The organism is Acidimicrobiales bacterium, assembly GCA_041394265.1.
GTDB lineage: Bacteria > Actinomycetota > Acidimicrobiia > Acidimicrobiales > SZUA-35 > JBBQUN01.
The window spans coordinates 3,339,647-3,353,375 of record JAWKIO010000005.1 but is presented as its reverse complement, the minus strand read 5'-3'; the positions used below and the strand labels follow the sequence as shown (position 1 = coordinate 3,353,375).

Genomic DNA, 13,729 nt, shown 5'->3' with positions numbered 1-13,729 from the left:
GCAGAACGGCGTGGCGCGTCGCTCGCCCGAGTTACGACAGCGCGAGTTCGCGGCGCCAAGGCGGATTGGCACCGGCTCGTGACACCGTGATCGCAGCAACGGCCACCCCGAAGGCGGCGATCTCTCGCCACTCGTCGACGGTGACGGCATCGAGGCCACGCTCCGGTGCGTTGCGCTCGTACAGCTGCGTCAACACGGCGCCACAGAACGAATCGCCGGCACCCACCGTGTCGACGACATCGACTCGCTTGGCCGGCACGTCGACGATCTCGCCCGAGGCCAAGTGGACGGCCACTCCCTCGGGTCCAACCGTGCGGATCACGACCGACGCACCCCGCTCGAGCACCTCGGTGGGTGTCGTCGCCATCCAGTCGAAGTCCTCGTCTGACCCGCGGACCAGATCCGCCCGGTCGAGCCAGGCATTGGCGAAGCGCCACCAGGCATCGGCGTCGTCGCCCATGATCTGGGGGCGGACGTTCGGATCGAACGAGACGATGCCGTCGAAGGACGCCAGCACTCGCTGGTACTCGTGCGCCGTCGTGCCTCGGAAGATGCCGAGGGTTCCACCGTGCAGGATGGTGGCGGTCGAGTTGATCGCCTCGACGTCGAGTGGCTCGAGGCAAGCATCAGCGGTCCCCTCGCCCACGAACTCGAACGACTGCACGGGAACGGTCGTGACGATGGCCTGCGCCGTCGGCTCCGGCCCCCGCTGGGCGAAGCGGAGGTCAACCCCCGATGCTTCGAGGTGCGCCCAGATCGCGTCGCCGTGTGCGTCGGTCGACACCCGACCGAGGAACCCGCCGGGAGCGCCGAGGCGAGCGACGGCGATCGCCGCGTTCATGGGCCCACCGCCGGGTACGGCTCGCCCGTCGGGCAGCACGTCGACGAGCGCTTCGCCAGCAGAAAGAATCATGAAGGCGAAGGTATATGAGGTTGGTGGCAAAAAGAACGAAACCGTCGTTTCTCGGCCCTGGGGGCCTCGGCACTTACCGAGTTGTTCGCTGCGCTCACAACATCGCGCCGCTGGGCCTTGGCAAAAAGAACGAAACCGGCCTCGAGGGCCGGTTTCGGGGGCGTCAGGTACGAGGGGGACCGACCTAATCGCCTCGAGCGGCTTTCAAAAGGGGGACCGAAGGCCGCTCGATCTGGGGTTCACCCTACGAGACCGAGAAGTCATCTGTCCAGTAGTTGAGACCGATATCATCCATCACGAATCAAGATTGCGGTCGGTGGTCGGACTCGACCGCGTGTGAGCCGCAGACGGGTGTGGAAGGATCACGTGATGGACCTGCGGCAACTCCAAGCATTCCTGGCCGTGGTGGAGCATGGCGGGTTCACCGCCGCCGCCCGGGCCACGCACACGGTCCAATCCAACATCAGCACCCACGTCGCACGGCTCGAACGCGAACTCGACGCCACCCTCATCGATCGAGCAACGGGCCTGACCACACAAGAGGGCGACGCCGTCGTCAGCCGGGTCCGGCGCATCCAGAGCGAACTCGACTCGCTGCAAGCCGACGTCTCCTCGCTGCGTGGTTCACCACGGGGCACCGTGCGCATCGGCATCATCGGCACGACGGCCCGCTGGGTCACGCCGCTATTGGTCGACGCGCTGGCCCGCAAGGCCCCTGAGGTCCACCTGGTCATCGCCGAGGGCACCACCACCTCGCTCATCCTGCGTCTCCTCGACGGCGGCCTCGATCTCTGTGTCGTCGGCCTGCCTGTCGACGAACCCGAGGTCCGGTGCGAGCCGCTCTTCACCGAGGACCGGATCGTCATTGCGCCTTCCGATCACGAACTGGCGTCCGCCGACGGTCCGGTGTCGATGGCCGACCTGGCAAAGCACCGTCTCCTCCTCGCAGCGGAAGGCACCCCGTTCCGGCAAGAAGTCGATCACGCCTTCGCCGACCACGGACTCCGCGCCACGCCGCAACTCGAGGTCGACGGCCTTCGTCTCATGGCGAGCCTTGCGTTCCAGGGCTACGGCGTCGCCATCGTCCCGGCGACTGCCATCCCCGGCTGGCTCGGCGGGAGCTGGGTCAGCATCAGCGTGCCGGGTTTGGGTCAGCGCAGCGTGGGTGTGGCAGTCCGCCGACGCGGCATGCCCTCGGTCGCCGCCCAGGTCACCGAGGACGCGCTCCACTCGATCGTGGCGGCCGAGGCCGAACACGTCGACGGCGTCTTCGCTGCGGCAAATTCCGGTAGAACCGACGCATGAGTTCTTCGGTACCGATCTGGGCGTCGTCCTCCTCACAGACCCGAGCGGCGTTCACCAACCTCGACGGTCGGCGAGTGATGCTGGTGTCGATCAGCGACGGCGACAACCGAGGAGCACTCACGGTCCACGACGCTGCGGTACTCGAGCGTGCCTTCCGTTCCGCCCGAGAGGAACGGGTACCCATTGTCGGACTGCTCTCCACGTCGGGTGTCGATGTCGCCGAAGGTGTCGAAGCCGTCGTCGGCTGGGGCCGCGCCGCCAGCGAACTCGTCAAGTCGTCGGGCGTGGTTCCCATCCTGCTCGCGGCCACCGGACCGGTCGTGTCGGGTCCGGCGCTGATGCTCGGACTCGCCGACTTCACGTTCTTCACCGCCGACGCCTACGCCTTCGTCTCAGGCCCACACATGGTGGCGTCGTTCACGGGGGTGCCGATCACGGCCGAAGAGCTCGGCGGCGCCGGCTCACATGCCCGCTCCAGCGGCGTGGCCACGATGATCGTCGCCGATGGCGACGAGGTCATCGAGGCGATGTCCGCGGTGCTGTCGTACCTGCCCGATCATGTCGACGTGCTTCCCGAGCGGGCCGAGACCAGCGATCCGATCGACCGCGACACCGCCATCGCTGCCACGACCGTGCCGTCACATCCGACCGGTTCCTACGATGTGCGAGACATCATCCGCGACCTGGCCGACGACGACGAGTTCCTCGAGATTCGGGCGGCCTTCGCTCCCAATCTCGTCACCGGCTTCGCCACGATCGACGGCTTCACGGTCGGCATCGTCGCCAATCAAAGCCAGGCCCTCGCCGGGAGCATCGACATCCCGGCCAGCCACAAGGGTGCCCGATTCGTCCAGGCCTGTGACTCCTTCGGCATTCCGCTCATCACGCTGGTCGACACCTCGGGCTTCCTCCCCGGCAAAGACCTCGAATGGCGCGGCATGATCCGCCACGGTGCCCAACTCGCCTTTGCCTATGCCCGAGCCACGGTGCCCCGTATCGCACTGATCATCCGGAAGTCCTATGGCGGGGCCTACATCGTCATGGACTCTCGCTACATGGGGAACGATCTCATGCTCGCGTGGCCCAACGCCGAGGTCGCGGTGATGGGGGCCAAGGGAGCGGTCGAGATCCTCCATCGCAAGGCATCGCCCGACGAGCGGGTCCAGCTCGAACTCGACTACGAGGCTCGCTACCTCACGCCGTATCCCACGGCGGAACGGGGCTCGATCAGCGGGGTGATCGACCCGATCGACACTCGACGCGAAATCGGTGCGGCGTTGGCGATGCTGATCACGAAACGGGAGCCGTTGCGAGCCCGTCGCCACGACAACATGCCGCTGTGATCCGCCAGCGGTCGAGCGTCGCCGGGCTGACCAGGTTGACTTCGGCAACCTTGGCCGCCCGGAGCTACCCACGAACCCTCATCGGAGGGTACATTCGGACCGATAACTCTGAACCCGGGCACAACGGCGTGCTGGAGCGACGACGACATCCATCACACACACGACCTACCGACACAGGAGAGTGATTGACCGTGCCTGAAACCGTCACGATCACCGACAACCGCACGGGACAGAGCGTCGAGATCCCGATTGTCGACGGCGGAATCGACGCCAAAGAGTTCGCCAAGCTCATGCCCGGCACCTGGTTCTACGACCCGAGCTTCAGCGCCACCGCCTCGACCTCGAGTGCCATCACCGACCTCGACGGCGTCAACGGCATCCTGCGCTACCGCGGCTACCCCATCGAACAGCTCGCCGAGCAGTCGACGTTTCTCGAGGTCTGCTACCTGCTGCTCAACGGCGAACTGCCGAACGCCGAGCAGATGGACACTTGGGTCCACGACGTCACGTACCACACCTTCATCCACGAGAACATGCGCAAGCGGTTCATGGAGGGCTTCCACCACGATGCCCACCCGATGGGCATGTTGGTGTCGGCCATCGCAGCGCTGTCCACCTTCTACCCCGAAGCGAAGGACATCGACGATCCTGCCAACCGCTACCGGCAGATCAACCGATTGATCTCGAAGGTCCCCACCCTGGCGGCCATGGCCTACCGGGCCAGCATCGGCATGCCGTTCGTCTACCCCGACAACAACCTGAGCTACGCCGAGAACTTCCTCTCGATGATGTGGCGTGTCGCCGAGCCGAACTACACCGCCGATCCGGTGTTGGCCCGGGCGCTCGATGTCCTGCTCATCCTCCACGCCGACCACGAGCAGAACTGCTCCACCACCACGATGCGGGTCGTCGGTTCCAGCCATGCCGACCCGTACTCGGCGGCCGCCGCTGCCACCGCTGCGCTCTACGGTCCTCGCCACGGCGGTGCCAACGAGCAGGTCATCCACATGCTCCACGACATCGGCACCTACGACAACATCGAGCCTTTCATCGAGAGCGTGAAGAAGGGTGAAGGTCGTCTCATGGGCTTCGGTCACCGGGTCTACAAGTCCTACGACCCGCGGGCCAAGATCGTGAAGGAGCAGGCCGACAACGTCTTCGAGGTCACGGGTCGCAACCCGCTGCTCGACATCGCACTCAAGCTCGAAGAGGTCGCCCTCACCGACGACTACTTCAAGAGCCGCAACCTGTACCCGAACGTCGACTTCTATACCGGCCTCATCTACCAGGCCATGAACATCCCGATGGACATGTTCACCGTCATGTTCACGATCGGCCGGATGCCCGGATGGCTGGCCCACTGGCAGGAGCTCCTCGAGCAGGGCCAGCGCATCTCTCGTCCCCGCCAGCTCTACACCGGCGTCGGCGTTCGCGACTACGTACCGCTCGACGCTCGCTGAGCCGACCGGCCACCCCACTCGACACGACCGCCGGCTGGACCACCAGCCGGCGGTTGCGCGTTTCGGCTCAGACGTGGCGCAGTCCGTCGAGGATCGAGGTCGGCCACGGCCGCAATCGCAGACGACCGTCCACGGCGACCGCGCCATCGGGACCGGCCAGCACCGGATTGAGTTCGAGCTCGGCCAGCTCGGGCGCAGCGGCGGCGGCTTCGGCGAGCGCGACCAACATGTCTTCGACAGCGGCGCGGGTGTCTGGTCCTGCACTGTCGACGAGCCACGGAGCCGAACACAGCGCACGGAGGTCGGCACGGCTCGCGGGCAACGCCCGCACCTGACGGCCCACCAACCCTCCGATCGCACCGCCCGGGCTGATGGCGAGACTGGCGCCACGCTCGAAGTCCTGCACGAGATCGATCTGGAGATGGAGCCCGCTCGGCACCATGACCTGCACCGTGACCGGATCGAGATCGTCGCCGAACTGCTCACGCATCCGATGTAGGGTGTCGACGAGTTGCTCGGGCTGTTGGATGTCGAGCGCCGTCCCGCCGCTCTCACCGGCCGTGCGATGGGCGAGCCCGCGCCCTTTGAGCGCAACGGGGAAGCCGAGCGACTCGGCAGCAGCGATGGCCTCGTCGGCATCGGCAACGTCGATCGCTGCGGCGTACGGGACGCCGATGACGTCGAGCAGTCGCTGCGATTCGGCGTCGGTGAGATCCCGGCCCTCGGCGGCCGGCCGCTCGCCGAGCAATTCCGAAACCGTCGCAACGATCGTTGCTGCCCGCTCTTCGGTTGCCTCGACCAGGGGTGCCTCGGCGGACTGGCGCCATTCGGCATGACGTGCAAATCGTCCGAGAACGCCGGCAGCACCCTCGGGGAATCGGAAGGTGGGGATGCCTTCGATCGAGAACGCCTCGTTCGTGACGAGGCCGGCGGCGACGATCGGCTTGGTCACGGCACGATCGACCCGCTGGAGCAGTTCGACGAGTTCGTTCGCCGGTAGGTGCAGCGACGGCACCAACGCAACGAGTACGGCATCGACATCGGCGGACAACGCAGCGCGAACCACGGCTCGCTCGTAGACCGACAGGTGTTCCGACCCGCTCGTCGGCTGCTCCACGTCCTCGATCAGAAGGGCCTCGCCGTCGGGGCCGGCGATCTCGAGGCCGGAGCGGCGACAGGCCGCGACGGCGAGGCGAGCCACCGACGAGGTGTTGGACACGACGGCGGCACGGCGCCCTGCAGGCAGCGGCTGGTCGACGACGAAGCGGGCGTGGTCGGCGAGGTCGGAGATCTGGTCGACGAGGATGACACCCGACTGACGGAGGAGCTCGTTGAGATCGTCGTCGGGGGACGCGACGGCGAGGATCGGCTTCGTCGGTGAGATTTCGCGGGCGAGCGCCGTGAACGTTCGGAGGTTGCCGAAGTTCTCGATGTACAGGGCGATGGCCTTGGTCCGCTCGTCGACCGCCCAGTAGTGGAGCAGGTCGTTCACCGAGACGTCGGCCCGGTTGCCCAGGGCGGCAAAACTCGAGATGCCGACACCGGCACGGGCCAGATCGTCGAGCACGGCGGCACCGAGCGGGCCCGACTGCGACAGCAGCCCCACGTGCCCGGCCACGACCTTGACCGGGAGGAAGAGCGCCTGGAGGTTGACCTCGGGATCGGTGTTGGCGAGACCGAAGGCGTTGGGCCCGACCATTCTGACCCCCGCATCGCGCACCGTCGCCAACAAGCGTCGTTCGAGCTCGGCGCCCTCGGGGCCGGCGTCGGAGAATCCGGCGGTGAAGACCAGGGCCGAACCGACACCGGCGTCGACGCAGTCTTCGATGACCGACGCCACCGACGCCGCCGGCACGGCGATGATCGCAAGATCAGGTGCCGGCTCGATGTCTCCAATCCGTCGGTGGGCGTCGATCCCGAGGATGGCGTCGGCCTCGGGGTGCACGAGTGAGAGACTTCCGGCAAACGGGGCTTCGGCCAGGTGCCGGAGGACTTCGTGCCCGACCGAGCCCGGACGCCGGGACGCTCCGACCATCACGATCGAGGTCGGCTCGAGCATCCGGGCGACCGATCGAACCGTCGAGCGCCGGAACCGAGCGCCGATGGCGGCCTGGGCGTCGTCGGTGACGTCGATCCCGAGGGTCACCTCGATCACTCCGTCGGCGAACTTGGTCGTGACATCGAAGCCGGCTTTGCGGAACACGCGCAGCATGCCGTAGTTCTCCGGCAGGACAGTGGCGGTGAAGCCGTCGAGCTGCCGACGCCGGCCTGCGGCGGCCAGGAACTCCAACAGGATCGTCGCCAGCCCGCGACCCCGGTAGGCATCGTCGACGAAGAAGGCCACCTCGGCCTCGTTGCGATCGGTCCACGGTTCGTAGCGTGCGACCGCGATCAGGTCGTCGCCCCGGACCACCACGAAGGCCATGCGGTCGAAGTAATCGACATTCGTGAAGTGTTCGAGCTCGGCATCGCTCAGCTCGGGCCGGAAACGGAAGTAACGGAAGTAGATGGACTCGGGCGACTGCCGACCGTGAAAGGCTTCGAGTCGATCACGATCGCTCGGTCGAATCGGGCGGAGATGTGCAGTCGACCCATCGGCAAGCAGCACGTCGGTTTCCCAGGCGGCAAGGGCGGCTTCGAGGTCTTCGGGAGCTTCGGGCGCGTTTCCCACAACAGGCATCCTAGGCAGCCGCCGAAAGCCACGACGGACGCAATGACCGATGACCCTCCGGCGAGAAATCTCAAACTCGGAATAGTTGATCAGATAGGTCGGTTATAGAGTGGCATGATGACGACGACCACCCCCTCCCTCCCGACGGCGGCCAGCCCGAGGTCGCTCTTCGGTTTCCCCGCGCTGGTCAACGAGGTGGCGGCCCGGGTCGTTGCCTCGGGCGTGGTCCTGATGACGGCGCTCTATCTCGCCACCGGATCGCCGCTGGTCCTGGTCCCGCTGGTGTACGGGTTCCTCGCCCGAGTTGCTGCCGGCCCGAAGCTGTCGCCTCTGGGACGGCTCGCGGTCGAGGTGATCGTTCCTCGCTTGCCGGTTCGGGGACGCCTGGTTCCGGGACCACCCAAGCGTTTCGCCCAGAGCATTGGCGCCACCCTCTCGAGCGGCGCATTGATCGCACAGCTCACCGGACACACCGACGCCGCGTTCGCGCTGATCGCCATGATTACTGGCGCTGCGTTGCTCGAGGCGGCGGCAGGCTTTTGCCTTGGATGCACGATCTTCGGCTGGCTGATGCGAGCCGGGGTGATTCCGCAGGACACCTGTGAAGCCTGCAACGACTTGTCGAAGCATCCGGCTTTCGTCGACTGAGGGAACAGCCCTAGGGTGGGGCGGACTACCTGACTGTCCCTGTCATCCCGTTCGCTGAGCCTCGTTCCTTGCCCCCCTCCACCACCGTCAACGCGGCAATTCCGGTCGATCTGACCGAGTTCGTGGCGCCGTCGTACGCGGAGTTGGCCGAACAGATCGATACGCGACGAGAGGGTTTCGACGTTCGTCGCTTGTTCTTCGTGGTGATCACCCGAGGCGATGAGCGTCTGACACTGGTACTCGACGCCGGTTGGGTCCGCCTTCTCCAGGACATCGACGCGGTCGCCCCCGACGTGGTGCCGCAGATGACGATTCCGGCCACCGCGCTGGCGGCGATCCTGCCGGTCTGGCCCGGCGACTTCCTGCTCGTACATCCGCTCCACTGCCACTGGACCGAACGGCATGACGGGGTGCTGATCGCCCACGTCGACGACCACACCGGGCTCAGTTTTGGTGCAGGGCCTCGTTGAGTCCACTCCACTTGGCGCCGTTCGGATGCACCTCGACGGTGCCCGTTCGGCCGTTGCGGCGCAGCAAGAGGCCGTCGGCCCCACTCAGTTCACGGGCCTTGATGGTGGCGCCGTCGTCGTAGCCCTTCAGACCGCAGACGAGGACCGGCGTGCCACCGGTGACGTAGAGTCCGGCCTCGACGGTGCAGTCATCGCCGAGTGAGATCCCGATGCCGGCGTTGGCACCGATGAGGCAGCGCTCCCCCACCGAAATGATCGTCGTGCCACCGCCCGACAGGGTACCCATGGTGGAGCAGCCACCGCCGAGATCGGAATCGGCGGCCACCATGACGCCGGCGGAGATGCGGCCCTCGACCATGTTCGGGCCGACGGTGCCGGCGTTGAAGTTGACGAAGCCTTCATGCATCACGGTGGTGCCGGCGCCGAGGTGGGCGCCGAGGCGGACTCGGGATCCGTCACCGATGCGAACGCCCTGGGGCACGACGTAGTCGAGCATCCGGGGGAACTTGTCGACGTTGTAGACGTGAAGGTGCTGGCCGGCGAGGCGGAGATGAGTCTTCACGGCGTCGAACTGGTCGGGATCGATCGGGCCGTGGTTGCTCCAGACCGCATTGTTGAGCTTGCCGAAGGCACCGTCGAGGCTGATGCCGTGGGGCCGCACCTTGCACTGCGAGAGCAGGGTGAGCCGGAGATAGACATCGGAGGCCGACATCGGAGCGTCGGTCAACTCGGTGACCGCGACCGCCACGGCGATCCGTCGGTGTCCGGGCACGGGTGCCGGCTGATCGACCTGGGCCCAGGCCAGCAGAGCTTGAAGTGCTGTCAGGTTGGGGTGATCACGGCCGTCATCGACGAAGGGGGCGAAACGCTCGACGATCGCGGTGAGCGCAGCGGCATCGAGCTCGATGGTGCCGGTGGCGAATCCGCCGAGGGCGTCGGCGACCGCGGCTGCCGTGCCGGCGTTCTCGCCGAGATTCGTGACCAGGAAGTCGGTGTCGAGGGTCTTGGGGCCATCGGCCGAGTCACTGACCGTGGCGATGCCGAACCCATAGGCCGCCGGCGTGCGATAGCCGCTCCGCCCTTCGACCTCGGCCACCATCGCCTTGAAGTCGTCGACGGACCCAATCACACGCGAAGCAGTCATCCGGACACCCTACCGACCCCACCCACCCCGCTGGCACTGCACCAGCACCGAGTCTCGAACAACTCGGCGTGCGCTCTTACTGCGGAAGCGTTTCGGCGCCCTGCGCCGGAAGGCGGTAAGTGCCGAGGCCCCCCGGGCCAAGGAACGACGGCGATGTTGTGAGCGCCAGCGAACAACTCGGGGTGCCCGAAGGGCACACGTGGGCCATGAGGGAATTGAACCCCCGACCTCCTGCGCGTCATGCAGGCGCTCTAGCCAACTGAGCTAATGGCCCCGGAGCGGGCAAGACTAGCAGCGCTGCTGCGAGATCTCACCCAGGAATCCGAGCATTTCTGATGCGAGCGCAGAGCGGGATTTGAACCCGCGAATCACGGCTTTGCAGGCCGCTCCCTTAGGCCACTCGGGCATCTGCGCAGGGCTGCAGATCGTAGCCGCTCCCACCGGCCGTGCCACGAATCGTCGGGAGAACGACCGGGCGGGAGCGGCGTCGATCAGCCTTCGAGCGGCGAATGATGCGCAGCGATCGGTGCTTGGGCCTTGGGCTTGGGGGTCTGCTTGAGTGCTTCCATCGCCCGCTCGTTCTCGGCGATCTTCGCCATGATCGCCTTGCCCGCCTGAGCGAACGAGTCACGGTTGTCGATGACGTGCTGGTTGGACTCGCGCATCGAGTCGAGCATCCCGTTGACTTCGGGCATGACATAGCGGGCGACGAGGTCCCAGCTCTTCTTGGTCGCTTCGGGGTTGGCCCAGTCGTTGATGAAGCCGATGGCGACCCCGAACCCACCCGACACCTCGTACATCTCCCGTATCCGGGCGATCAGGTCGTCGGGTGTACCGATGATCGCCGCCGACCCTTCGACCCGAGCGAGCTCCTGGATCGCCTCGGCAGTGTCGGCGTAGTGGCGAGCGCCCGGGCGCTGGAGGGTGTCGACGTTGTACTCGTTGTGCCAGCGCAGTAGGCCCCACTCGACGTCACGCTCGGCCTGCTCTCGGGTTTCGGCGAGGTGCCAGTTGAACAGGATGCGCCAGTTGGCCCGGTCGACGGTTTGCCCGTGCTTGGCCGCCGACTCCTCGGCGAAGCTCCACTGCAGCGGGAGCGACTGGATGCCCTCGGTCGACATCGATCCGATCGACAGCACACCGATGCCGTGCTTCCCGGCCAGGGTCATGCCCGAGGGCGACACGCTCGAGGCGGTCGTCATCGGCAGCGGCCGCTGGACCGGGAGTACCTGGAGCGCGGCGTCGTGCAGCTCGAACCATTCGCACTCGTAGCTGAAGCGGGGCTCACCGTCGAGCAGACGCTTGATGACGCCGATCGCCTCGTCTTGCCGATCGCGCTGCACCATCGGGTCGATGCCGAGGGTGTAGGCGTCAGACGGGAGGGCTCCGGGCCCGGTACCGAAGATGGCGCGACCGTTGCTCATGTGGTCGAGCTGCACGATGCGCTGAGCGACGTTGAAGGGGTGGTGATAGGGCAGCGAGACCACGCCGGTTCCGAGCTTGATGCGGTGCGTGCGCATGGCGGCCCCGGCGAGGAACATCTCCGGTGAGGCGATGGTCTCCCAGCCGGTCGAGTGGTGCTCGCCGCACCAGAACTCGTCATAGCCGAGACGGTCGAGTTGCTCGGCGAGGTCGAGGTCACGCTGCAGCTGCATCGTGAGGCTCTCGCCGGGGAGATGATGGGGTGCGAGGAAGGCGCCGAAACGAAGGTTCATGGCGCCCGAACCTAGGTCAGGTCGGGGCGACGACTCCAAATGACCAGCCCGCCGCCCATGGCGATGAGCAGGAGACCGAGGCCGGCCAGGCCGGTGGTCTCGGACCCGGTGCGGGGGATCGTCGGCTGTGCGGCGGCCCCGCCCGAGCCTCCGGACGGGCTGGCCGGATTGGCCGCAGCGTAGAACCCGCAGTCGATGGTCAGGTTGGACGAGGCGTCGAGCGACGCCGTGGCGTTGTTGGGCGACTCGGCGGTCGGCTCGTCGGTCCCGATGGTGACCGCACCGGTGAGCTGGAAGCCGTTGGCTCCTGGCGCACAGTTGTCGTCGTTGTCGACGTCACCATCGGCGTTCGCCGTGGTGGGATCGGACGACACCAGTCCGACCAAGGGCCCGTCGCCGGTGAACTCCGAGGCGGGGATGCCGACGACGTAGCGGCCGGGGGCAAGGGCGTCGACCAGCCAGAGGCCGTCGCAGTCGGTCGTTGCCGTACGGATCGCATCGGCGGCATCGAGACTGCCGTTGTTGTTTCGGTCATCGGGTGCGCCATCGGCATCGGTATCGGTGAAGACGTCGACCCACACATCACAGATCCCGGCCTCGGTCGAGTCGACCCGGCCGTTGTTGTTGGTGTCGAGCCACACCTGGTTCCCGATCGAGTGGTCGAGCCGGAGAACGGCAATGTCATGGTCGTCGGAATCACCGGCATTGTTGGCGTCGGTGGCGAGATCGGCGAGCGAGGTGATGTCGATCACGGGATCGTTTGCAGGGTCGCCGTCGGGCGTGGAGTCATCATCGTCGCCACTGTCGGCGCTGATCTCGGCGGTGTTGACGAACGGCGCCTGGCTCGGATCGGCCACTTCGAGGGTGAGCGTGAGGCTCAGCGTCTCGCCCGGCTCGATCGCACTCCCCGCAGGAATGGTCCAGGTGACGGTACTTCCAGCGGCAGTACCACCGTCGCTGGCGCTCACGAACGAGGTGCCGGCCGGCAGCGAGTCGGTCACCGTGAACGCGCCCGAGGAGACGTTGCCCTGGTTGCGAACGTCGACCTGGTAGGTCGCCCGGCTCGTGTCGGCGGCGTAGCCCGTGAGGACCTTGGCCAGTGCGAGGTCGTAGTCGGGCACGACATCGCCGGGGATGGTCAGGCACATCGCAGCGATGTAGGACGACAGGCCGGTGTGCGGCTGGGTGAAGGCGCTCGGATCGGTCGATTCGGGATCCGGACCGGTGACATCGGAGACGGCGCCCTGGCCGTAGATGTTCCACTGAATCGTGTCGACCGAGGGTGAGCCCCAGTCGAGGATGGTCCAGTCCCGATCGGTGACCGAGCCGACGTTGACGAAGCTGGACCGGGCCTCGTTGAAGGCCGAATCGACCGCCAGCCCATGCGTGGGCCGGTCGAGTTGGATGATGGCGGCCGAGTCGAGACCGTTGATGCCGTTGCCGGCACCGTCGCTGTCGATCACCTGGGCGTCAGGGTCGGCGGCCGTCGGCTGGGCGAGCGTGCCCGAGGGTCCACCGCTGCGGAGGGCGAACTCCGACACACCCCACGTGCTCGAGGCGAACTTGCGCACGCCGCCGGTGAGGAGCTTGTCGATCTCGACGGTGGCACGGTTGGTGGTGCCGGTCTCGAAGAACTCGAAGGTCACGTTGCCCCGCTGCGCCGACTGCGGCCAGTAGCGGAAGACTTCCCGCAATGCGGCGTCGCCGAGCGCCTGCCGGTAGGCGGGAATCTCGTCGAAGTCGGCCGTGGCACCCGGATCCAGCAGGGCGAGCGCATGGGCTTCGCCGAAGGTGATACGCATGTCGACGTCGCTGCCGAGCACGCCGGTCAGGGTGAGGCTCGACCCGGTCGCCTGATTCTTGGTGCCACCGGGGGTGCCGAGATCATCGGAGCCTGCGGGGGCGGAACCCGCGGCATAGCCGCTCCAGTCGACACAACCGACGACATCGCCGGGGGCCGCAGCGACAGGGGTGGTGACAGCGCCGAGGGCAAGGCCCGTGCCGGCCAGGGTGACGGCGACAGCCGAGCGCGAGACGCGCGAACGGAGGGAACGAGACAT

General features: G+C 66.8%; 10 protein-coding genes and 2 tRNA genes. 5 read left to right on the top strand and 7 right to left on the bottom strand.

The annotated features are described in order from the left end of the window. Nucleotides 1-31 precede the first annotated feature (31 nt). Entirely contained in the window at nt 32-913 is an 882-nt protein-coding gene (locus tag R2733_16395; protein MEZ5378088.1) for a carbohydrate kinase, read from the bottom strand. Between the two features lie 369 nt (nt 914-1,282). On the opposite strand from R2733_16395, the gene R2733_16390 reads away from it, so the two are divergent. The 3 genes from R2733_16390 (at nt 1,283) to R2733_16380 (ending at nt 5,021) form a co-directional block, all read left to right on the top strand. Further along, nucleotides 1,283-2,218 (top strand): LysR family transcriptional regulator, encoded by a 936-nt coding sequence (locus tag R2733_16390; protein ID MEZ5378087.1) that lies wholly within the window; start codon nt 1,283-1,285, stop codon nt 2,216-2,218. Continuing rightward, nucleotides 2,215-3,561 (top strand): carboxyl transferase domain-containing protein, encoded by a 1,347-nt coding sequence (locus tag R2733_16385; GenBank protein ID MEZ5378086.1) that lies wholly within the window; start codon nt 2,215-2,217, stop codon nt 3,559-3,561. Before R2733_16390 ends, R2733_16385 begins: the two co-directional genes overlap by 4 nt. A gap of 191 nt (nt 3,562-3,752) precedes the next feature. Further along, complete coding sequence (locus tag R2733_16380) at nt 3,753-5,021, top strand: citrate synthase (protein MEZ5378085.1); 1,269 nt, start codon at nt 3,753-3,755, stop codon at nt 5,019-5,021. Between the two features lie 67 nt (nt 5,022-5,088). Here R2733_16380 and R2733_16375 read toward each other — a convergent pair whose 3' ends face one another. Beyond that, complete coding sequence (locus R2733_16375) at nt 5,089-7,692, bottom strand: GNAT family N-acetyltransferase (GenBank protein ID MEZ5378084.1); 2,604 nt, start codon at nt 7,690-7,692, stop codon at nt 5,089-5,091. Nucleotides 7,693-7,809: 117 nt separating this feature from the next. Here R2733_16375 and R2733_16370 point away from each other — a divergent pair, with 117 nt between their 5' ends. Together R2733_16370 and R2733_16365 are read left to right on the top strand one after the other, a co-directional pair. Continuing rightward, nucleotides 7,810-8,340 (top strand): DUF4395 domain-containing protein, encoded by a 531-nt coding sequence (locus tag R2733_16370; GenBank protein ID MEZ5378083.1) that lies wholly within the window; start codon nt 7,810-7,812, stop codon nt 8,338-8,340. A 68-nt stretch (nt 8,341-8,408) separates the two neighbouring features. Beyond that, entirely contained in the window at nt 8,409-8,810 is a 402-nt protein-coding gene (locus tag R2733_16365; GenBank protein ID MEZ5378082.1) for a hypothetical protein, read from the top strand. On the opposite strand, the gene R2733_16360 is transcribed toward R2733_16365, so the two are convergent. From R2733_16360 to R2733_16340, 5 genes are all read right to left on the bottom strand, one after another. Further along, complete coding sequence (locus R2733_16360) at nt 8,785-9,954, bottom strand: tetrahydrodipicolinate N-succinyltransferase N-terminal domain-containing protein (GenBank protein ID MEZ5378081.1); 1,170 nt, start codon at nt 9,952-9,954, stop codon at nt 8,785-8,787. The two genes, R2733_16365 and R2733_16360, sit on opposite strands and share 26 nt — an antisense overlap. Nucleotides 9,955-10,154: 200 nt before the next feature. Further along, a tRNA-Val gene (locus R2733_16355) sits at nt 10,155-10,228 on the bottom strand. A 66-nt stretch (nt 10,229-10,294) separates the two neighbouring features. Further along, nucleotides 10,295-10,368: transfer RNA gene (locus R2733_16350), tRNA-Cys, on the bottom strand. A 77-nt stretch (nt 10,369-10,445) separates the two neighbouring features. Continuing rightward, on the bottom strand, nt 10,446-11,669 hold the full coding sequence (locus tag R2733_16345) for an LLM class flavin-dependent oxidoreductase (GenBank protein MEZ5378080.1): 1,224 nt from the start codon (nt 11,667-11,669) through the stop codon (nt 10,446-10,448). 11 nt (nt 11,670-11,680) lie between these two features. Continuing rightward, the gene (locus R2733_16340; protein ID MEZ5378079.1) at nt 11,681-13,729 is read right to left on the bottom strand and encodes an SdrD B-like domain-containing protein; all 2,049 of its coding nucleotides are present in this window, start codon (nt 13,727-13,729) and stop codon (nt 11,681-11,683) included.

What these genes read in the sequence shown, in the direction of transcription:
- R2733_16395 (MEZ5378088.1), bottom strand. Translation starts at nt 913, where the DNA reads ATGATTCTTTCTGCTGGCGAAGCGCTCGTCGACGTGCTGCCCGACGGG.
- R2733_16390 (MEZ5378087.1), top strand. Translation starts at nt 1,283, where the DNA reads ATGGACCTGCGGCAACTCCAAGCATTCCTGGCCGTGGTGGAGCATGGC.
- R2733_16385 (MEZ5378086.1), top strand. Translation starts at nt 2,215, where the DNA reads ATGAGTTCTTCGGTACCGATCTGGGCGTCGTCCTCCTCACAGACCCGA.
- R2733_16370 (MEZ5378083.1), top strand. Translation starts at nt 7,810, where the DNA reads ATGACGACGACCACCCCCTCCCTCCCGACGGCGGCCAGCCCGAGGTCG.
- R2733_16360 (MEZ5378081.1), bottom strand. Translation starts at nt 9,954, where the DNA reads ATGACTGCTTCGCGTGTGATTGGGTCCGTCGACGACTTCAAGGCGATG.
- R2733_16345 (MEZ5378080.1), bottom strand. Translation starts at nt 11,669, where the DNA reads ATGAACCTTCGTTTCGGCGCCTTCCTCGCACCCCATCATCTCCCCGGC.
- R2733_16340 (MEZ5378079.1), bottom strand. Translation starts at nt 13,729, where the DNA reads ATGTCTCGTTCCCTCCGTTCGCGCGTCTCGCGCTCGGCTGTCGCCGTC.